The 19,156-nt window shown below is 68.4% G+C and carries 17 protein-coding genes; 12 read left to right on the top strand and 5 right to left on the bottom strand.

The window, feature by feature from the left end; all coding sequences use genetic code 11:
• The first annotated feature begins 55 nt into the window (after positions 1-55).
• From WG902_RS06635 to WG902_RS06595, 9 genes are all read left to right on the top strand, one after another.
• Positions 56-853 (top strand): cytochrome C assembly family protein, encoded by a 798-nt coding sequence (locus WG902_RS06635; protein ID WP_340059161.1) that lies wholly within the window; start codon positions 56-58, stop codon positions 851-853.
• Positions 850-1,083 (top strand): PP0621 family protein, encoded by a 234-nt coding sequence (locus WG902_RS06630; protein WP_340059160.1) that lies wholly within the window; start codon positions 850-852, stop codon positions 1,081-1,083. Before WG902_RS06635 ends, WG902_RS06630 begins: the two co-directional genes overlap by 4 nt.
• A gap of 5 nt (positions 1,084-1,088) precedes the next feature.
• A complete protein-coding gene (locus WG902_RS06625) occupies positions 1,089-2,798 on the top strand; it encodes a sensor histidine kinase (RefSeq protein ID WP_340059159.1) in 1,710 nt (569 codons plus the stop codon).
• On the top strand, positions 2,798-4,273 hold the full coding sequence (locus WG902_RS06620) for a sigma-54-dependent transcriptional regulator (protein ID WP_340059158.1): 1,476 nt from the start codon (positions 2,798-2,800) through the stop codon (positions 4,271-4,273). Before WG902_RS06625 ends, WG902_RS06620 begins: the two co-directional genes overlap by 1 nt.
• Positions 4,251-4,850, top strand: a complete 600-nt coding sequence (gene ampD, locus WG902_RS06615; RefSeq protein ID WP_340059157.1) for a 1,6-anhydro-N-acetylmuramyl-L-alanine amidase AmpD — start codon at positions 4,251-4,253, stop codon at positions 4,848-4,850. The genes WG902_RS06620 and ampD overlap by 23 nt, the downstream gene beginning before the upstream one ends.
• 287 nt (positions 4,851-5,137) lie before the next feature.
• Positions 5,138-8,077 carry a ribonucleoside-diphosphate reductase subunit alpha gene (locus WG902_RS06610; protein WP_340059156.1) on the top strand — a complete coding sequence of 980 codons (2,940 nt, stop codon included), beginning with the start codon at positions 5,138-5,140 and terminating at the stop codon, positions 8,075-8,077.
• A 148-nt stretch (positions 8,078-8,225) separates the two neighbouring features.
• The gene (locus WG902_RS06605; protein WP_340059155.1) at positions 8,226-9,440 is read left to right on the top strand and encodes a ribonucleotide-diphosphate reductase subunit beta; all 1,215 of its coding nucleotides are present in this window, start codon (positions 8,226-8,228) and stop codon (positions 9,438-9,440) included.
• 186 nt (positions 9,441-9,626) lie between these two features.
• The gene (locus WG902_RS06600) at positions 9,627-10,127 is read left to right on the top strand and encodes a histone H1-like DNA-binding protein (RefSeq protein ID WP_340059154.1); all 501 of its coding nucleotides are present in this window, start codon (positions 9,627-9,629) and stop codon (positions 10,125-10,127) included.
• Positions 10,128-10,197: 70 nt separating this feature from the next.
• The gene (locus tag WG902_RS06595; protein WP_340059153.1) at positions 10,198-10,806 is read left to right on the top strand and encodes an alpha-ketoglutarate-dependent dioxygenase AlkB; all 609 of its coding nucleotides are present in this window, start codon (positions 10,198-10,200) and stop codon (positions 10,804-10,806) included.
• Here WG902_RS06595 and WG902_RS06590 read toward each other — a convergent pair.
• From WG902_RS06590 to WG902_RS06580, 3 genes are read right to left on the bottom strand one after another with little or no spacing between them, the layout of a single operon-like run.
• Entirely contained in the window at positions 10,751-11,485 is a 735-nt protein-coding gene (locus tag WG902_RS06590; protein ID WP_340059152.1) for a hypothetical protein, read from the bottom strand. The two genes, WG902_RS06595 and WG902_RS06590, sit on opposite strands and share 56 nt — an antisense overlap.
• Complete coding sequence (locus WG902_RS06585; protein WP_340059151.1) at positions 11,482-12,525, bottom strand: MlaD family protein; 1,044 nt, start codon at positions 12,523-12,525, stop codon at positions 11,482-11,484. The genes WG902_RS06590 and WG902_RS06585 overlap by 4 nt, the downstream gene beginning before the upstream one ends.
• A gap of 2 nt (positions 12,526-12,527) precedes the next feature.
• Positions 12,528-13,328, bottom strand: coding sequence for an MlaE family ABC transporter permease (locus WG902_RS06580; protein ID WP_340059150.1), 801 nt, complete (start codon positions 13,326-13,328; stop codon positions 12,528-12,530).
• Between the two features lie 89 nt (positions 13,329-13,417).
• On the opposite strand from WG902_RS06580, the gene gorA reads away from it, so the two are divergent.
• Positions 13,418-14,797, top strand: a complete 1,380-nt coding sequence (gene gorA, locus WG902_RS06575) for a glutathione-disulfide reductase (protein ID WP_340059149.1) — start codon at positions 13,418-13,420, stop codon at positions 14,795-14,797.
• Positions 14,798-14,891: 94 nt separating this feature from the next.
• Positions 14,892-16,817 carry a hypothetical protein gene (locus tag WG902_RS06570; RefSeq protein ID WP_340059148.1) on the top strand — a complete coding sequence of 642 codons (1,926 nt, stop codon included), beginning with the start codon at positions 14,892-14,894 and terminating at the stop codon, positions 16,815-16,817.
• A 24-nt stretch (positions 16,818-16,841) separates the two neighbouring features.
• Here WG902_RS06570 and WG902_RS06565 read toward each other — a convergent pair whose 3' ends face one another.
• A complete protein-coding gene (locus WG902_RS06565; protein WP_340059147.1) occupies positions 16,842-17,102 on the bottom strand; it encodes a hypothetical protein in 261 nt (86 codons plus the stop codon).
• A gap of 170 nt (positions 17,103-17,272) precedes the next feature.
• Here WG902_RS06565 and WG902_RS06560 point away from each other — a divergent pair, with 170 nt between their 5' ends.
• The gene (locus tag WG902_RS06560; protein WP_340059146.1) at positions 17,273-18,766 is read left to right on the top strand and encodes an AMP nucleosidase; all 1,494 of its coding nucleotides are present in this window, start codon (positions 17,273-17,275) and stop codon (positions 18,764-18,766) included.
• A gap of 11 nt (positions 18,767-18,777) precedes the next feature.
• Here WG902_RS06560 and WG902_RS06555 read toward each other — a convergent pair whose 3' ends face one another.
• Entirely contained in the window at positions 18,778-19,122 is a 345-nt protein-coding gene (locus WG902_RS06555; RefSeq protein WP_340059145.1) for a hypothetical protein, read from the bottom strand.
• Positions 19,123-19,156: the final 34 nt, after the last annotated feature.

Raw genomic sequence — 19,156 nt, 5'->3', positions numbered from 1 at the left:
ACACGCTCCGTGGGAACGCGAGGAAGGGCAGGATGCCAGGGGATAAACTCGTCCCATGATTTTATCCAGTGCGTCGCCGGCGGGGGTGGCGCTGACGTTGGCGGCCGCGGTCGCCTACGCAGTGCCCGCCGCCGGTGCGTCGCGGCTGAGCGAGCACGCCGCCCGCCTGGCCCTGGTGGCGGCCTGGGTGCTGCACGGCTGCGTCCTCGCCTGGGGCCTGGTGGGGGACGCGCCGCGCTTCGGCTTCGCGCCCGCGGTGTCGGTGACCGCCTGGCTCGTGCTGACCGTGTACACGGTCGAAACCAAGGTCTTTCCGGAACTGCGCGGCCGCTGGGCGCTGGCCGGCCTGGGCGCGGCCGCCGTGGTGCTGGCGTTCATCTTCCCCGGCACGCCGCTGCACACCACCGCCTCGCCATTGCTCCCCCTGCACTGGGCGCTGGGTATCGCTTCGTACGGCCTGTTCGCCGCGGCGGTGGTGCACGCATGGCTGATGCAGCGGGTGGAACACACCATGCGCCACGCGCGGGAACCGCAGGCCGGCCTGCCGCTGCTGACGCTGGAGCGCCTGACCTTCCGCTTCGCCACCGCCGGTTTCGTGCTGCTCACCGCCACGCTGCTGGCGGGCCTGTTCTTTTCCGAAGTGCTGTATGGACGCAGCTGGCGCTGGGACCACAAGACGGTGTTCTCGGTGCTGTCGTGGCTGGTGTTCGCGCTGCTGCTGCTGGGCCGGGCCCGCTTCGGCTGGCGCGGACGCAAGGCGGTGCGCGTGATCTACATCGGCTCGCTGCTGCTGCTGCTGGCGTACGTGGGATCGCGCTTCGTCATCGAGGTGATCCTGAGGCGCCCGGCATGAAATACGTGGTGCTGCTGGCCGTGCTGGTCATCGCCTACATGGTGTGGCGCAGCAACCGCATCGAGCGCCGCGGGCCGCCACCGGGGGCGCCCGGCGCGGCGAACGCAACCCCGCAGGAAATGATCGCGTGTCCGGTCTGCGGCCTGCACCTGCCGCGCGCCGACGCCGTCACCGACGCCAAGGGCCTGGCGTACTGCAGCCAGGAACACCGCCTGCTGGCCGGCGACTGATCCCCATGGCCACCGACACCACCGGCTTCTCGCAGTCCACCTGGACCTGGGATACGCCCATGCCGGTGCAGGCGTCGGAGGCCTCGGCCTTCCACCGGCTCTGGCTCGGTTTCATGCTCGCGCGCGCCGGCATCGCGCTGGTGCTGCTGGTGTTGCTGGGCGGGATGATGGCGCTCGGCCTGGCTCCCTTCAGTCCGTGGCTGCTGGTGCTGTGCGCCACCTACCTGGTCGCCTCGCTCGCGGTGCGCATGTTCACGCGGCCGGCGCCGCCAGGGCGCACGTTCGATCCGCAGTGGGTCTCCACCATCGGCATCGACCTGCTGGCGTTTTCCACCCTGCACTTCCTGCAGGCGGCGGGCCTGAACTACTCGCCGCTGTTCGCGCTGCCGGTGCTTACCGCATCGGTGCTCGGCTCCACCCTGCTGGCGATGGGCACGGCCGCCGCCGTGACCATCCTGATGCTGGCCGACGCGTGGCTGCAGGCGCTGGAGTTCGCCGACCACACCTCGCGCATGGTGCAGGCGGGGCTGGCCGGCGGCGGCTATTTCGTGGTCGCCCTGCTGGCCAACCAGCTGGCCATGCGGCTGGCACGCGAGGAACAGGCCGCGCGGCTCAGCCTGTCGGCCGCCCGCACGCAGGCGCACGTGAACGAAGTGGTGATCGAAACCCTGGCCGACGGCGTGCTGGTGGTGGGGCCCGACTGGCGGCTGCACGCGGCCAACCCGTCGGCGCGGATGCTGCTCGGCTGGCAGGCGCGCGAGGCGCCCGCGTCGCTGGCGCTGGTGTCGCGTCCCGGCTGGAAGCCGCTGGCCGCACTGGCCCAGCGCACCTTCTCCGAGGGCGAGCCGCAGACCGCGGAGCTGGCGCTGGAGCTGCGGCCCGGCGAGCGCCTGCACCTGCGTGTGCGCACCCGCCTGACGCCGCCGCAGGACCCGCTGATCGATTCGCTGTGCGTGATGTTCATGCAGGACCTGCGCGAGGCGGAGGCGCAGGTGCGCACGGAGAAGCTGGCGGCCATGGGCCGCATGTCGGCCGCCGTCGCCCACGAGATCCGCAATCCGCTGGCCGCCATCGCGCAGGCCAACTCGCTGCTCGCCGAGCAGCTCGCGGATGCGGAGCAGCAGCAGCTCAGCGCGCTGGTGCGCAAGAACACGCAGCGCCTGTCGCAGATCGTCGACGAAATCCTGAACCTCGCGCGGGTGCAGGAGCCCACCACCGACTGGCTGGAACTGGACCAGGCCGTCGCCGCCGTGGCCCAGGAATGGCAAAGGTCCGCGCAGGCGGGCGGGCGCCTGCAGTTGCTGCAGCGGGCCGGCACCGCGTGGGCCGCCTTCGACGGCGAACACCTGCGCCGGGTGCTGGTGAACCTGCTGGACAACGCGCTGCGCTATGCCTCCATGGCGCCCGGCGCCATCCTGGTGGCCACGTCGCTGGACGGCCACCAGTCGCGCGTGCAGGTCTGGAGCGACGGTGCGCCGCTCGACCCGGGCGTGCAGCGCCACCTGTTCGAACCGTTCTTCTCCTCGGAAAGCCGCTCCAGCGGCCTGGGCCTGTACATCTGCCGCGAGTTGTGCGACCGCCACGGAGCGGCGATCGCGTACGCGCGCGGGCCGGCGCCGGACGGCAGTGGCCGCGACGGGAATGCCTTTACCGTGGCTTTCCGCACGCGCGCCAGCGTGATGCCCGCCTTCCCCTTTGACACAATACGCGCCTGATGGCTTCCACCACCGCCACCCCGGCCCACGTCCTCGTCGTCGATGACGAACCAGACCTGCGAACGCTCTACGAGCTGACGCTGCTGCGCGAGGGCTACCGCGTGGACGCGGCCGGGACGCTGGAGGAAGCCTGGCAGCTGCTTGGCCAGGCGAAGTTCGACGCGGTGATCACCGACATGCGGCTGCCCGACGGCCTCGGCCTCGAGCTGCTGCAGCGCATGAGCGCGCAGCAGCGCAGCGAACGCTGCGTGGTGATGACGGCGTATGGATCCGCCGAAAACGCCGTCGAGGCGCTCAAGGCCGGCGCCTTCGACTACCTGACCAAGCCGGTGGACCTCAAGCAGTTCCGCAGCGTGGTTGCCTCCGCCATCCTGGAGACGGCCGCCGGCGACAAGCCGCGGCCCTCCACCGGCCCGCTGCGCACGGCCACGGCGAGCGCCGAGCGCGGCACCGGCAGCGGGGCGTTGCAGCGGCTGGTCGGCGAATCGGCGCCCATGCGCAACGTCAAGGAGCGCGTGGCCAAGGTGTCGCGCAGCATGGCGCCGGTGCTGGTGCGCGGCGAATCCGGCACCGGCAAGGAGCTCGTGGCGCGTGCGATCCATGCGTGCAGCCACCGTGCCGACGGGCCCTTCGTGGCCGTCAATTGCAGCGCGATCCCCGAGACGCTGCTGGAAGCGGAATTCTTCGGCGCCCGCAAGGGCTCCTACACCGGCGCGGCCGCGGACCGTGAGGGCTATTTCCAGGCGGCGCGCAAGGGCACGCTGTTCCTGGACGAAATCGGCGACCTGCCGCTGGCCATGCAGTCCAAGCTGCTGCGGGCGATCCAGGAAAGGCAGGTGCGGTCGCTGGGCTCCACGCAGGAGGAGGAAGTGGACGTGCGCATCGTCAGCGCGACGCACCGCGACCTGGCCGGCGACGTGCAGGCGGGCCGCTTCCGCCAGGACCTGTTCTACCGGCTCAACGTGATCGACATCGTGGTGCCGCCGCTGCGCGAGCGCCGCGAAGACCTGCCGATGCTGTGCGAGGCCCTGCTGGCGCGCATCGCGCAGGAAGCCGGCGTCGCGGCCCCGGTGCTGTCGCCGGCGGTGCTGTCGCAATTGCAGGCCCACCCGCTCACCGGCAACGTGCGCGAGCTGGAAAACCTGCTGCACCGCGCCCTGGCGCTGAGCGACGGCACCGAATTGCAGGTCGACTTCGCGCCTTCCGCGGCCACCGCGTTGAGCGGCGAACCGGCTGCCGCGGCAGAGCCCGCAGCGCCGGCGACCGCGGCCCTGCTGCCGTCGGACCTGCAGGCCCACCTGGACCAGCAGGAGCGCGAGATCCTGGTGAAGGCGCTGCGCGAAACCAATTTCAACCGCACCGCCGCGGCCCAGCGCCTGGGCCTGAGCCTGCGCCAGATCCGCTATCGCATCGCACGGCTGGCGATCGCCACGCCCGGCAGCGAAGAGGCCGATGAGCAGCCCGCGAGCCCCTGACGGCGGCGCGCTCCTGTGGGACGCGGGCTGGTACCGCTTTGCGCGCAGGCTGGATTCTCCGAATTTCGGCTCCCGCCCGGCCGGCGCCAGGATCGACCTGGTCGTCGTCCATTCCATCAGCCTGCCGCCCGGCGTGTATGGCGGCGACGAGGTCCAGCGCCTGTTCACCAACACGCTGAACTGGGACGCGCACCCTTACTTCAAGGGCATCGAGGGCATGCAGGTGTCCGCGCATTTCTACATCCGGCGCGATGGCGCGCTGTGGCAATTCGTCAGCTGCGACGACCGCGCCTGGCACGCGGGCCCGTCCTCCTGGCGGGGCCGCGGCAACTGCAACGACGACTCGGTCGGCATCGAGCTCGAAGGGCTGGAAGGCGAGCCATTCGAGCCGCAACAGTACGAAGCGCTCGCCAGCGTGTGCGCCGCAGCCGCGCAGCACTACCCGATCCAGCACGTCGCCGGCCACGAACACATCGCGCCCGGACGCAAGAACGACCCCGGCGCGGGCTTCGACTGGCCGCGCTTGCGGCGCAACCTCGGCTGGCCGGCCGGCTGGTTTCCACAAGGAAGTTGCTGACCGGCAACGGGCCGCACGCGAGCAACAAGTGTGAGTGGATGCGCGTTGCACGCGCAAATCGTGCGGCAGGCCGCACCAAGCCTTGCGGCGGATGAGCACTGCCGCGCGCAGCGCGCAGTCACAGCCACTGCACAAGCTATCCACAGGCTTACGCACTCCCAGACCCGTGACAACCACTACCTATAGTGCTTGTCACGCCCTCAGCCACTAGATATAGTGGCTCGCACACCGGTGGGCCGCTAAACTCGCGACCCACGCAAGAACCACCGCAGCACCGAGGAACGCCTATGCAACCTGCCCTCTCCACCCCGTCTTCTTCCGTCATCGGCGCCGGCAACGCCACCGCGCCGGCCGCCACCGGCCAGTCCGCCGCCAACCCCCTTGCCCAATACCAGATCATCCGCCGCAACGGCGCGGTGGTGCCGTTCGAGCCCAACAAGGTTGCGATCGCGATGATGAAAGCCTTCCTGGCCGTGCATGGCACCCAGGGCGCCGCTTCCGCCAGCGTGCGCGAGCAGGTCGACCAGTTGACGCAATCCGTCGTGCGCGCGCTCGTGCGTTCGCGCCCGGGCGGCGGCACCTTCCACATCGAGGACGTGCAGGACGCCGCGGAGCTGGGCCTCATGCGCAGCGGCCACCATGAAGTCGCCCGCGCCTACGTGCTGTACCGCGAGCGCCGCGCCCAGGAGCGCGCCAAGCAGGCGCAGCAGGAAGCGCCGGCCGCGCCGCAATTCCACGTGCTGGACCAGGGCCAGCGCGTGCCGCTGGACGTCGAAGGCCTCAAGGCGCTGATCCTGGCGTCGTGCGACGGCCTGGGCGCCGACGTCAAGCCGGACCCGATCTACGCCGAGACCCAGCGCAACCTGTATGACGGCGTGCCGCTCGACGAGGTCTACAAGGCCTCCATCCTGGCCGCCCGCACGCTGATCGAGAAAGAACCCGACTACACCTTCGTCACGGCCCGCCTGCTGCTGCACACGATCTTCAAGGAAGTGGTCGGCCGCGAAGTGGCGCCCGCCGAGCGCGCCGAGGCGTACGCGGACAACTTCCCGCTGTTCATCAAGAAGGGCGTGGAAAACGAGCTGCTCGACGAAAGGCTGCTGCAGTTCGACCTGAAGAAGCTGGCCGGGGCGATCAAGGCCGACCGCGACCTGAAGTTCGACTACCTGGGCCTGCAGACCCTGTACGACCGCTACTTCCTGCACGTGCGCAAGAGCCGCATCGAGCTGCCGCAGTCGTTCTTCATGCGCGTGGCCATGGGCCTGTCGCTCAACGAGATCGACCGCGAAGCCCGCGCCGTCGAGTTCTACGAAGTGCTGTCCAGCTTCGACTTCATGTCCTCGACGCCGACGCTGTTCAACGCCGGTTCGCTGCGCTCGCAGCTGTCCTCCTGCTACCTGACCACCGTGCCGGACGACCTGGACGGCATCTACGAGTCGATCAAGGAAAACGCGCTGCTGTCCAAGTTCGCCGGCGGCCTGGGCAACGACTGGACCCGCGTGCGCGCGCTGGGCTCCCACATCAAGGGCACCAACGGCGAGTCGCAAGGCGTCGTGCCGTTCCTGAAGGTGGTGAACGACACCGCCGTGGCGGTGAACCAGGGCGGCAAGCGCAAGGGCGCCGTCTGCGCCTACCTGGAAACCTGGCACCTCGACGTGGAAGAGTTCTTCGAGCTGCGCAAGAACACCGGCGACGACCGCCGCCGCACCCACGACATGAACACGGCCAACTGGATCCCGGACCTGTTCATGCGCCGGGTCATGGAAAAGGGCGAGTGGACGCTGTTTTCGCCTTCCAACGTGCCCGACCTGCACGACAAGTTCGGCAAGGACTTCGAGAAGGCCTACCTGGCCTACGAGGAGAAGGCCAGGCGCGGCGAGATCAAGCCGAGCAAGACCATTCCGGCCAGCGACCTGTGGCGCAAGATGCTCTCGATGCTGTTCGAGACCGGCCACCCCTGGATCACGTTCAAGGACGCCTGCAATGTCCGCTCGCCGCAGCAGCACGCCGGCGTGGTGCATTCCTCCAACCTGTGCACCGAGATCACGCTGAACACCAGCGACACCGAGACGGCGGTCTGCAACCTGGGCTCCGTGAACCTGCTGCAGCACCTGAAGGACGGCAAGGTCGACAGCGACAAGCTGAAGAAGACGATCACCACGGCGATGCGCATGCTCGACAACGTGATCGACATCAACTACTACGCCGTCAAGAAGGCGCGCGACTCCAACATGCGCCATCGCCCGGTGGGCCTGGGCGTCATGGGCTTCCAGGACGCGCTGTACGAACTGCGCATTCCCTACGCCAGCAAGGAGGCCATCCAGTTCGCCGACGAGTCGATGGAGGCCGTCTGCTACCACGCCTACTGGGCCTCCACCGAGCTGGCCCGCGAGCGCGGCAAGTACTCCAGCTACAAGGGCTCGCTGTGGGACAAGGGCATCCTGCCGCTCGACTCGCTGAACCTGCTGGCCGACGCCCGCGGCGAGCAGTATGTCGACGTCGACCGCTCCACCACCCTGGACTGGGACGCCCTCCGCAAGAAGATCGCCGCCGACGGCATGCGCAACAGCAACTGTGTGGCCATCGCCCCGACGGCGACCATCTCCAACATCATCGGCGTGGACGCCTCGATCGAGCCGTGCTTCGGCAACCTCTCGGTCAAGTCCAACCTGTCCGGCGAATTCACGGTGATCAACCACTACCTGGTGCGCGACTTGAAGCGCCTGGGCCTGTGGGACGACGTGATGGTCATGGACCTGAAGCACTTCGACGGGTCCCTGCGGCCGATCGACCGGGTGCCGCAGGACGTCAAGGCGCTGTACGCCACCGCGTTCGAGGTCGAGCCGGTGTGGCTGGTGGAGGCCGCGGCCCGCCGGCAGAAGTGGATCGACCAGGCGCAGTCGCTCAATATCTATATGGCGGGTGCCTCCGGCAAGAAGCTGGACGAGACGTACAAGCTGGCCTGGCTGCGCGGATTGAAGACCACCTACTACCTGCGCACCACCAGCGCGACGCAGGCCGAGAAGTCCACGGTGCAGAGCGGACGCCTGAATGCGGTGAGCAACGGCAATGGCAGCCACGGCGGCCACGGCGCGCTGAGCGCGATGGAGGCGGCAGCCGCCGCCGCGCGCGCGCAGATCGAAGCGGCGACCGCGCCGGGCGCGACGCCGGCGACCGACATCAAATTCTGCGGCGTCGACGATCCGACATGCGAGGCGTGCCAGTAAACACGCGCACGGCACACGCGAAATGAAAGAGGTAGCGGCGTTCTCCGACAGAACGCCGATGCAATCAAGCAACAAAATGCGAGGCGGATGTGAACGGACACTTTGATTTGCACATCCGCGCTCGCATAATCCGAGCACTGGAACACCTATGTTGACCTGGGACGACGAAGTCACGCCCACACCGTCAAAGCCTTCTGCGAGCGGTTTGCTTTCGAACCGCGAGGCGAGCCATTCACCTCTCGCGCAGGCACCTTCCGCTTTTCCCCAACCGGCACTGCGCATGCTCGATGACGGCGCCATTGCCGCGCACGTCGCGCCAGCCGCCGTTGCGGCGGCACCCGTGGCGCGCCGCGTCCAGGCGGCCGACAAGCGCATCATCAACGGCCACACCGACGTCAACCAGCTCGTCCCCTTCAAGTACAAGTGGGCCTGGGAGAAGTACCTGGCCACCTGCGCCAACCACTGGATGCCGCAGGAAGTGAACATGAACCGCGACATCGCCCTGTGGAAGGACCCGAACGGGCTGACCGAGGACGAGCGCCGCATCATCAAGCGCAACCTCGGCTTCTTCGTCACCGCCGACTCGCTGGCCGCCAACAACATCGTGCTGGGCACCTACCGCCACATCACGGCGCCCGAAGCCCGCCAGTTCCTGCTGCGCCAGGCCTTCGAAGAGGCGATCCACACCCACGCCTACCAGTACATCGTGGAATCGCTGGGCCTGGACGAGGCCGAGATCTTCAACGCGTACAACGAAGTCCAGTCGATCCGCGACAAGGACCAGTTCCTGATCCCCTTCATCGAGGCGATCATGGATCCCAACTTCCGCACCGGGACGCCGGAGACCGACCAGACGCTCCTGAAGAGCCTGATCGTCTTCGCCTGCCTGATGGAAGGCCTGTTCTTCTACGTCGGCTTCACCCAGATCCTGGCGCTGGGCCGGCAGAACAAGATGACCGGGGCTGCCGAGCAGTACCAGTACATCCTGCGTGACGAGTCGATGCACTGCAACTTCGGCATCGACCTGATCAACACCATCAAGCTCGAGAACCCGCACCTCTGGACCTCCGAATTCAAGTCGGAGATCAAGGCGCTGTTCCACCAGGCCGTCGAGCTCGAGTACCGCTATGCCGAGGACACCATGCCGCGTGGCGTGCTCGGCATGAATGCATCCATGTTCAAGGGCTACCTGCGCTACATCGCCAACCGGCGGGCCACGCAGATCGGCCTGGAAGCGCTTTTCCCGAACGAGGAAAACCCCTTCCCCTGGATGAGCGAAATGATTGACCTGAAGAAAGAGCGCAATTTCTTCGAAACCCGCGTGATCGAGTATCAGACGGGTGGCGCGCTTTCCTGGGATTGAAACGGCAACTGCGAGTGAGTTTGGATTAGCCCGCACGCACCACGGCACGAAGATGCCGGGGCGTGATGGGTGATGGTGTTCGTGAGGCTGGGCTGCGTGCCCAACCCTGCGGATCGCTTCGCGCTACCAACAATGCGCGGAGTGCTTGATTGGTTGATTTGATCAACTTCAACAGGAGATAGAGAAATGGCAACTGCGAAGAAATCGGCCGCGCGTAAATCGCCGGCGAAGAAGGCTGCGAAGAAGACGACCGCCAGGAAGTCCACGGCGAAGCGTCCGGCAGCGAAGAAGTCGGCGGCGAAGCGCCCGGCAGCCAAGAAGTCGGCCGCCAAGCGTCCGGCGGCGAAGCGTCCGGCAGCGAAGAAGTCGGCAGCGAAGCGCCCGGCAGCCAAGAAGGCTGCAGCGAAGCGCCCGGCGGCGAAGAAGTCGGCGAAGAAGACCACGGCCAAGAAGTCGGCCGCGAAGAAGTCGACCGCCAAGCGCGCAACTGCGAAGAAGAGCACGGCCAAGAAGGCGGCGAAAAAGGCGCCTGCGAAAAAGGCTGCGAAAGCGCCTGCTGCGAAAAAGGCTGCCAGAAAAGCTCCCGCTGCGAAGGCGGCTTCCGCCTCCGCCCCGGCTGCTCCTGCGGCTCAGACCACTCTGAACCCGCAGGCCGCCTGGCCTTTCCCGACGGCCGCCAAGCCCTGAGCTTGAACCGTTCGAAAACCCGCGACTTCGGTCGCGGGTTTTTTCATTTCGGGGGCGCGATACTTCGCAGATGTCCCAGCCCGATCTCTTCGGCGCTCCAGGGCCGCAACTTCCGGACGGCATGCGCTACCAGGAGGACTTCCTCTCCCATGAGGAGGAAGCCGCACTGATCGCGATCATCGAGCAGCTGCCGCTCGCCAACATGAAGTACCAGCAATACGAGGCGTTGCGCCGCGTCGTGAGCTATGGCGGCCAGTACGACTTCAGCGCGCAACGGCTGAACGAGGCAGAGCCGCTGCCGGCCTGGCTCGATCCGCTGCGGGCGCGCGCCGGTGCGTGGGCCGGCCTCGCGCCGCAAGCCTTCACGCAGGCCCTGGTGGCGCAATACCAGCCCGGCACCCCCCTCGGCTGGCACCGCGACGTGCCGGACTTCGAGGACATCGTCGGCATCTCGCTGGGCAACGATGCGGTCATGCGCTTGCGCCCGTATCCCCACTTGAAGGGGCGGCGCGAGGGCGCGCTGAAGATGACGCTGCCGCCCCGCTCCATCTACCTGCTGCGCGGCCCGGCGCGCTGGGGCTGGCAGCACGCGGTTTCGCCCACCAAGGCCTTGCGCTATTCCATCACCTTGCGGACGGCACGGTCGCCGTCGGCACCGTTGCCGGCACGGACCCCGTAGGCCGGGTTGGCGCAGCCACCCCGGCCGCATCCTCGGCCAGTTGCATCCGCCGCCGCAGCCGCGCCGCCTCCTCCACCGCCCCCGCCTGCTCGGCCCGCATCGCCTGCGCCCCGAGCCAGGCCATGACGGCGCGGCGCCAGCCCTGCCCGGACGCCGTGTCCGCCGCAGCCTGCAGCACCCCCGGGTCCGCCTTGCCCGAGCGCATCAGCACGCCGGCGGCGATGAGACGCGAGAGCGGGCTCTGGATGCCCTCGAGCGCAGCGGCGCCGCCCTGCCCGCCGCCGATGCCGCGGTATTCCTCCGGCAGCAGCTTCGCCCGCGACGGGTCCAGGCGGCCCTCCAGGAAATCCGCATACGCCCGCTCGGCCTCCGGCGCATCGGCACGCAGTGCTTCGAACGCGACGCAGGGCGCGAAATCCAGGGTGGCGACCTGCATCGCACAGCGCGTGAGCTCCGCGCGCGCCACGAGTCCGGGCTGCGCCGTGCTCGCCACCTCGCTGCGCAGGCGGGTGAATTCGGCGGCGGCATCCCGGTCGCGACCGGAGAGGTACGCACGCGCATAACGGTCCTGCGCGCCATCGGCATTCACCAGCCAGTCCGGCTGGCGCGGCTGGTTGCCGCATGCGGCCAGCAGGACGGCCAGCACCAGCACCAGCACCAGCGGCGGCACGCGGATCACGGAAGTTCCACCTTGCGCTCCTTGGCGAACGGGAACTTGCGGTTCAGGTCGTTGATCAGGTCCTCGATCTTGCGCAGGTTCACCTCGACATCGCTGCGCAGGCTGCCCAGGTCCTCGGTCGCAACGCGCACGTTGCCGGCTGCGCCCTGCGCCTCGGTCAGCACGGCATCCAACTTCCGCAGGCTGCCGCGCGCGTCGCCGAGCACCGAGCGCAAGTCCTGCAAGGTGGCCTGGGCATCGTCGGTGACGCCGCCGCGAGCGAACAAGCGGCTGTCCGCATTGTCGACCAGGGTGCCGCCCTTGCTTGCCAGCGTCTGGATCTGCGCCATCGCGGTGTTGGCGCGTTCCACCGCGGCCACCAGCTTGCGCGCGTCCTCCTCGTTGCCGAAGATCGCGGTCAGCGCACCGCCGCGGCGGCTCTGGAGCTTTTCGGTGAAGACCTGCAGGTTGGCCATCGACCGGTTGAACTCGGAGCTCTCCGCGGTGATCTGCCCCAGGTTGTCGAGCACGTCCTTGGCGGCGCCGATCACCCGGCCGATCTCCTCGTTGAAGTCGCCGCGCAGCACCGGCCGTTGCGCGCCGGCCGGCAACGGCGGATCGGACAGCACGCCGCTGTAGGCGCGCAGTTGCGACGGCCCCAGGATCGGCTTGACCAGCGTGAACACGCTGGAGGTGCGCAGCCACTGCGCATCCTCGCGGGTGACGGCGATCTCGATCATCACGTTGCCCATGGCGCCGAGCGACACGCGCTGGACGGTGCCGATGGGGAAGCCCGAGAAGGTGAGATCCATGCCGGCCGCCACGCCTTCGGCGTTGTCGGTCACCAGCACCAGGGTCTGCTTCGGGTCGAAGTAGCCGCGCGCGCGCGCCAGGAACAGCGCCGCGGCGAGGATGAGGGCGATGGTGAAGCCGAACAGCAGCGCCGCCTTCAGCTCCAGGTTCTTCACCGGCACGTTCTTGCCGGCCGGCTCCGATCGCTGCGCCCGCCGCTCGCGCTGCGGCGCCGCGGCCGCCGGCGGGGATTCGGGATCGTCAGCCATGCTCAAAGGTAGTTCGCCATCAGCGCCAGCGCTTCCAGCACCAGCAGCACGGCGAACATGCGCACGAGGCCCTGCAGCGCCGCGCTTTCGCGGGAGCCGTCATCCTCGATGTTGTAGAGGCCCGAGGCCATGGGGATGGTGGCCACCGCCATGGCGAAGAACGCCACCTTCAGCATGAAGATGAACGTGAACAGCGGATCGAACACGCGCCCCGCCATGTGGACATAGCTGTCCAGGGCGGCGGAGGTGAACCCGTAGACCGCCGGATACGCCAGCACGCCCGCCACGATGCAGCTCAGGGCCGTGAGGGTGATGCTGCAGAAGACGCCGGCGATCAGCCGCGGCAGCACCTCGACGGCGATCGGGTCCAGCCGCCGGCGGTGCAGTTCGCGGAAGTGCCCGCCGCTGCGCATCTCCACCAGCGCCGCGCCGCTGGGGATCGTGCAGCGCAAGGAGACGAACAGCGCGGCGGTGAGCGGGATCAGTTCGACCACCAACACCCGGATCACCATCTCCAGCGCATATTCGGACAAACCGTAGCGCGATGAAGTGACGACGACGATGCGCGTGATGATCAGCGTGAACAGCGCACTGAGCACGGTGAACCAGCCGAGGATGGGCGCCGTGTCGAGGTACACGTGGCGGGCCAGGTTGTACCGCGTCTCGGGCCCGTAGCTGTGCGGCGACAGGGCGCGCACCATCATCGCCGCACCAAAGAACGTGATGCGCGCCCAGGCGGCGGCCCAGCGCACCGGCGCCAGGCTGGTGCGGCCCACCCTGCGGTACCACGTGGTCAAGACCATGGCGCCGATGGTAATGGCCGGTGCGCGGCACGGCCGTAAGGCAGCGCCTACAGTCGAGCCATGCGGCCACGGCCGCGAAGGAAAACCTGATGAGCGAATTCGATTGCGATCTCTTCGTGGTCGGCGGCGGCAGCGGCGGCGTGCGCGCCGCGCGCATGGCCGCGCAGCGCGGCGCCCGCGTGGTGCTGGCCGAAGCGGCCGCCCTGGGTGGAACGTGCGTCAACGTCGGCTGCATCCCGAAGAAACTCTATAGCTACGCCGCGCACTTCGCCGACGACTTCCGCGATGCGGCGGGATTCGGCTGGGAGGTGGGCACGCCCCGCTTCGACTGGCACAAGCTCAAGGCGAACCGCGCGCGCGAGATCGCGCGCCTCAACACGGTGTATGCCGGTCTTCTCGACGGGGCGGGGGTGGAAGTGGTGCGTGGCTGGGCCACCCTGGCGGACGCCCACACGGTGCAGGTGCAGACCACCGGCGGCGTGCAGCGCTGGCGCGCGGCGCACATCCTGCTGGCCACCGGCGGCACGCCGACGGTGCCTGACTTTGCGGGCCGCGAATGCGTGCTTACCTCCGACAACATGTTCGACCTGGAGCCGTTCCCCCGGCGCCTGGCGGTGGTGGGCGGCGGCTACATCGCATGCGAGTTCGCGTCGATCTTTCGCGGGCTCGGAGCGCAAGTGACGCAGATCTATCGCGGCGAGCAAGTGCTGCGCGGCTTCGACCACGACATCCGGGCCTTCTTCGCGCAGGAAACGCGCAAGCACGGCGTCGACCTGCGCGTGCACACCGAAGTGAGTGCGATCGCCAGGCGGGCGGACGGCCTGCACCTCGACCTGGGCAAGGGCGGCACGCTGGTTGCCGACGCCGTGCTGTACGCGACCGGCCGGGTGCCCAATGCCAGCGGCCTGGGGCTGGAAGGCGTCGGCGTGCGGCAAGGCAACACCGGCGCCATCCAAGTCGACGAACGGTTTCGCACCTCGGTGCCCTCCATCCTGGCCGTGGGAGACGTCACCGCTCGGCTGCAACTCACGCCCGTGGCGCTGGCCGAAGCCATGGTGGTGGTGGACCAGCTGTTCGGCAGCGGCCAGCGCAGCATGGCCTACGAGCTGGTGCCGACGGCTGTCTTCACGCACCCCAACATCGGGACCGTCGGCTTGAACGAAGCCGAGGCGCGCGCCCGGCACGGCGCGGTGCGCATCTTCCGCTCCGAATTCAAATCGTTGAAGCACACCCTCAGCGGCAACAGTGAGCGCACGCTGATGAAGCTGGTGGTCGACGTCGCCACCGACCGCGTGGTCGGTCTGCACATGGTCGGCCCGGAGGCCGGCGAGATCGTGCAGGGCTTTGCGGTCGCGCTCAAGGCCGGCGCGACCAAAGCAGTGTTCGACGCGACCATCGGCATCCATCCGACCGCTGCCGAGGAGTTCGTCACGATGCGGGAGGCGGTCGCGGACCAGACGGCTTCGTGAAAAGTTTCACGCGGAAGCCGAAAAGTCGGACGGATTCCGGGGGCTTTACACGGTGGACGCGTACCGATTGGCTGGCTCAGGCGTTCAATAGCGCATGGACGCGCAGCATGTGACTCCCACCGGCAGGAAAGGCCCTGGCCAGTGGACCTCGATCGTGGCAGCACTGGCGCTGGCGTTCGGCGTCGCGTCCTCGTGGGGCCAGGTGGTTTCCGTGCCGGCCGCGCACCTCAACCACGCCGAAGGATCGGTCGCGTATGCGCCGCAGGGCGACACCGAGTGGCAGGACGTGCAGCCCCGGCGCGTGCTCAAGCGTGGAGACCGCCTCTGGACCGACCGTGGCTCGCGTGCCGAGCTGCAGGCCGGCGGCCACGCACTGCGCATGGACAGCCAGACCCAGCTGATCCTGGAGAACGTGGTCGAGAACGCCACCCAGTTGAGCCTGACCCAGGGCAGCCTGGTGTTTTCCGTCACCCGCATGCAGCCGGGCGACAGCTTCGAAATCGGCACCCCGAACCTTGCCTTCCGCGCCCGCGCGGTCGGTGAGTACCGCATCGACGTCGACAGCAAGCAAAAGGTGACGCGCGTCGCCGTTCTCTCGGGGGCTGGCGTCGTGTACGGTGAAAAGGGCGAGGCGATGGAAGTGCGCAACGGCCAGCGCGCGATCTTCCGCGAGCGCAGCCTGGCCCGCGGCCCGCAGGCCGCCTTCGCCGCGACCGATGACTTCGACCGCTGGGCCGGCGCCCGCCGCCGCGGCGAGCCGACCGTGACCATGCCCAGCGTGGCGCACTCGGCCCCGGCGGCCCCTCCTGCCACGACGCTGGTCAACAAGGGTCGCGACATCATCATTTCGGGTCCTGCCGCATCGCTGCCCGGCTCCAGGTTGACCGCGGCCGCACCGGCAGCGACGACCGCCGCGGCACCCTCGACTGCCGTCGTGGCCAAGCCCGCGGCAGCAGTTCCGGCGACGGTCGCCGGGCCGCTGGCGCGCGCCAAGATGCCGTCCGAACAAGTCGCCGCGGTGACGCCTGCGGCCCCGGCACCCGCGCCGCAGGTGCCCACGGCCAAGGCGCAGTCCATTCCCAACGTGTTGATGGGATCGTCGGTCCCCCCGGCTGCGACGATGCGCGTGACGGCACCGGGCACGTCAGCCCAGGCAGCGCAAGCGGATGCCGCGCGCGCCGCGGCCGAAGCCCGCGCCAAGGCCGAAGCGCAGGCCGAAGCGCAAGCCGAGGCGGCCGCCCGCGCCCAGGCCGCCGCGTCGGAAAAGCAGGCGAAAGCGGCCCAGGCAGCCCAGGCCCGTGCCGCCCGCGAACAGCAGGAGCAAAAGCGGCTGGCGCAAAAACGCGCCGAGGAAGAACACGAGCGCATCGAACAGAGGGCGGCCGCCCGTGCCGAGCAGCAGCGGCGTGCCGTCGCCGTTGCAACGGACGCCAGGCGTGCGGAAGAACGCCGCCGTGCCGTGGCCGACAAGCAGGCCGAAGAGGACAGGCGCAACGCGCTGGCCAAGCGCGAGGCCGACCAGAAACAGGACCAGAAGCGCATGGCTGCAGCCAAGCGCGACGAAGAGCGCCGGATCGCCGCGGCCGCTGCGGCCGCCGTGCGCAAGGCAGCCGACGAAAAGCGGCTGGCACAGGCCCGCAAGGCCGAAGAAGAAAAGCGCGTGGCGCAAGCGCGCAAGGACGAGGAAAGACGCATCGCGCAGGCGCGCAAGGCCGAAGAAACCCGGTTGGCCGACGCTCGCCGCCAGCAACTGGCGCGGCTGCAGGAGCAGGCCGGACGCGAAGAGCAATCGGTGCAGGCGCGGCGCGCGCAGCAGGCGCGCGAGGCGGAAGAAAAGCGCCGGCGCGACCAGCAGGCTCGCCCGGAGCCACCGCGTGAAGAGGAATCGCGCCAGCAACGCGCGCAGGCCGCCGAAGAGGCGCGTCGTGAACTTGAGCGCCGGGAAGAAGTCTGGCTGCGGCAGCAACAGGTGCCGGCGCGGCCGCCGCCGCTGGGAATCCCGATCCGCCGCGTCAGCTGACGCGGGGCGGCAGGCGCGCTGGCGTCAGTTGACGCGGCGCGTGTAGGTGCGGGTCACCGGAGCTTGCTTGTCTTCTTCCGGCGGCAGGTAGATGGTGGTGCGGTCGATCTTGGCATCGAAGGCGGCGATCTCGGCGCTGGCGCAACGAATGACGGCGCGGTCAAGCGGGTGGCACTGGCGTTGGCTCAGTTTGCCCAGTTCTTCGGAACTGTCGATATGGGCCCTGACTTGCGCCGGGTCGACCATCAGTGCGAAAGGATTGGCTGCCACCAGTTGTGTCGTCATGTTCTTGGACCCCTTGATTGCTCTTGTGAGCCTTCGTTTTCGATGTCCTGAACTTTCGTCGGCACAGGCAAGATGTAACGTCATCTGCTGCCGTTACACCTTGTAGGACAGGTTCGCACCGCCGGCCGGGCTGAAAAGGGCTTGCGTCGGGTCGGCGGCACAATAGGCGGATGCCCTTCATGCCGCCCTTCATCGCGCCCACTTTCCACACCGACGCCGAGAGCGCGCTGGCGCAGGTGCAGGCGATCTACGCGCAGCAGATCCAGCACCTGCGCGAGGCCATGCAGCGCTTCGTGGCGGGCGAATCGCTGCCCGGGCGGGTGCGGGGCTGCTACCCCTTCGTGCGCATCCACACCGACAGCGTGATCCCGCAGGCGCAGCTGGAAAACTCCGGCGTGAGCTACGGCTTCGTGGCCAGCACGGGCCGCTACGAAACGACCCTCACGCGGCCCGACCTGTACGCCAACTACTACCTGGAGCAGTTCCGGCTGCTGCTGCAAAACCATGGCCTGCCGCTGGAGGTGGGGACCAGCAGCGAGCCGATGCCCGTCCACTTCTCGTTTGCGGAGAACGACCACATCGAGGGCAACCTGCCACCGGCGCGCCGCGCGATGATGCGCGACATGTTCGACCTGCCGGATCTCGGCACCATGGACGACGGCATCGCCAACGGCACGCTGCGCTTCGAGCCGGGCCAGCCGCACCCGCTGTCGCTGTTCACCGCCTCACGCGTGGACTACTCGCTGCACCGCATGCGGCACTACACGGGCAGCACGCCCGACTGGTTCCAGAATTTCGTGCTGTTCACGAACTACCAGTTCTACATCGACGAATTCGTGAAGCTCGGTCACGAGGAGATGAACCGCCCCGACAGCGAGTACATCGCCTTCGTGGAGCCCGGCAACGTGGTGACCCGCCGCGTCGGGCTTGCGCCCGAGCCCGTGGACGGCCGGGGCGCGCCGCCGCCGCGGCTGCCGCAGATGCCCGCCTACCACCTGATCCGGCCCGGCCGCGACGGCATCACGATGGTGAACATCGGCGTCGGCCCGTCGAACGCGAAGAACATCACCGACCACGTGGCGGTGCTGCGCCCGCATGCATGGATGATGCTCGGCCACTGCGCGGGGCTGCGCAACAGCCAGCAGCTGGGAGACTATGTCCTGGCACACGGCTACGTGCGCGAGGACCACGTTCTCGACGAGGAATTGCCCCTGTGGGTGCCGATCCCCGCGCTGGCCGAGATCCAGCTGGCGCTGGAACAGGCCGTGGCCGATGTCACGCAATGCAAGGGCGCAGACCTCAAGCGGATCATGCGCACCGGCACCGTCGCCAGCACCGACAACCGCAACTGGGAATTGCTGCCCGGCAACGAGCCGCAACGCCGCTTTTCGCAGAGCCGGGCCGTTGCCCTGGACATGGAAAGCGCCACGATCGCGGCCAACGGCTTCCGCTTTCGCGTGCCCTACGGCACGCTGCTGTGCGTCAGCGACAAGCCGCTGCACGGCGAGATCAAGCTGCCGGGGATGGCCAACACCTTCTACCGCGAGCGCGTCGACCAGCACCTGCGCATCGGCATGCGGGCCATCGAGATCCTGCGTTCGCAAGGGCCGCAACGGCTGCACAGCCGCAAGCTGCGCAGCTTCGACGAAGTGGCGTTCCAGTAGGAACGCGCCGCTCACATCTTCGAAGTCGGAACGGGCGCGGTGTCGGAAGGCGCGACGTCGCGGACGCGGGAGCGCCGGAAGGGCGTGGCGCGGCCCAGCACCAGCAGCACCAGGATGCCCGAGACCATGCCGATCGACACGGCGTACCCGGCCGCAACCAGGTATTGCTGCCCGTCGCTGGTGAACATGTAGAGGCTGGTCAACGCGGCGACCAGCATGGTGAGCGCCGCCATGAAAAACGCCAGCACGTCACCCAGCACCACTTTCGTTCCGCAATGCGAACAGGTGGAGATGTCGTGGAAGAACAGGGTGCGGACCTTCAGCCGGTGGCTGCATTTGGGACAGCGGTAGTTCATGGGCGCGCTCCAGGCAAGACCGGGAAAGTACACC

The organism is Ramlibacter sp. PS3R-8 (assembly GCF_037572435.1).
Taxonomy (GTDB): domain Bacteria; phylum Pseudomonadota; class Gammaproteobacteria; order Burkholderiales; family Burkholderiaceae_C; genus Ramlibacter.
The sequence above is the reverse complement of the archived record's forward strand: the minus strand, read 5'-3'. Positions and strand labels throughout refer to the sequence as shown.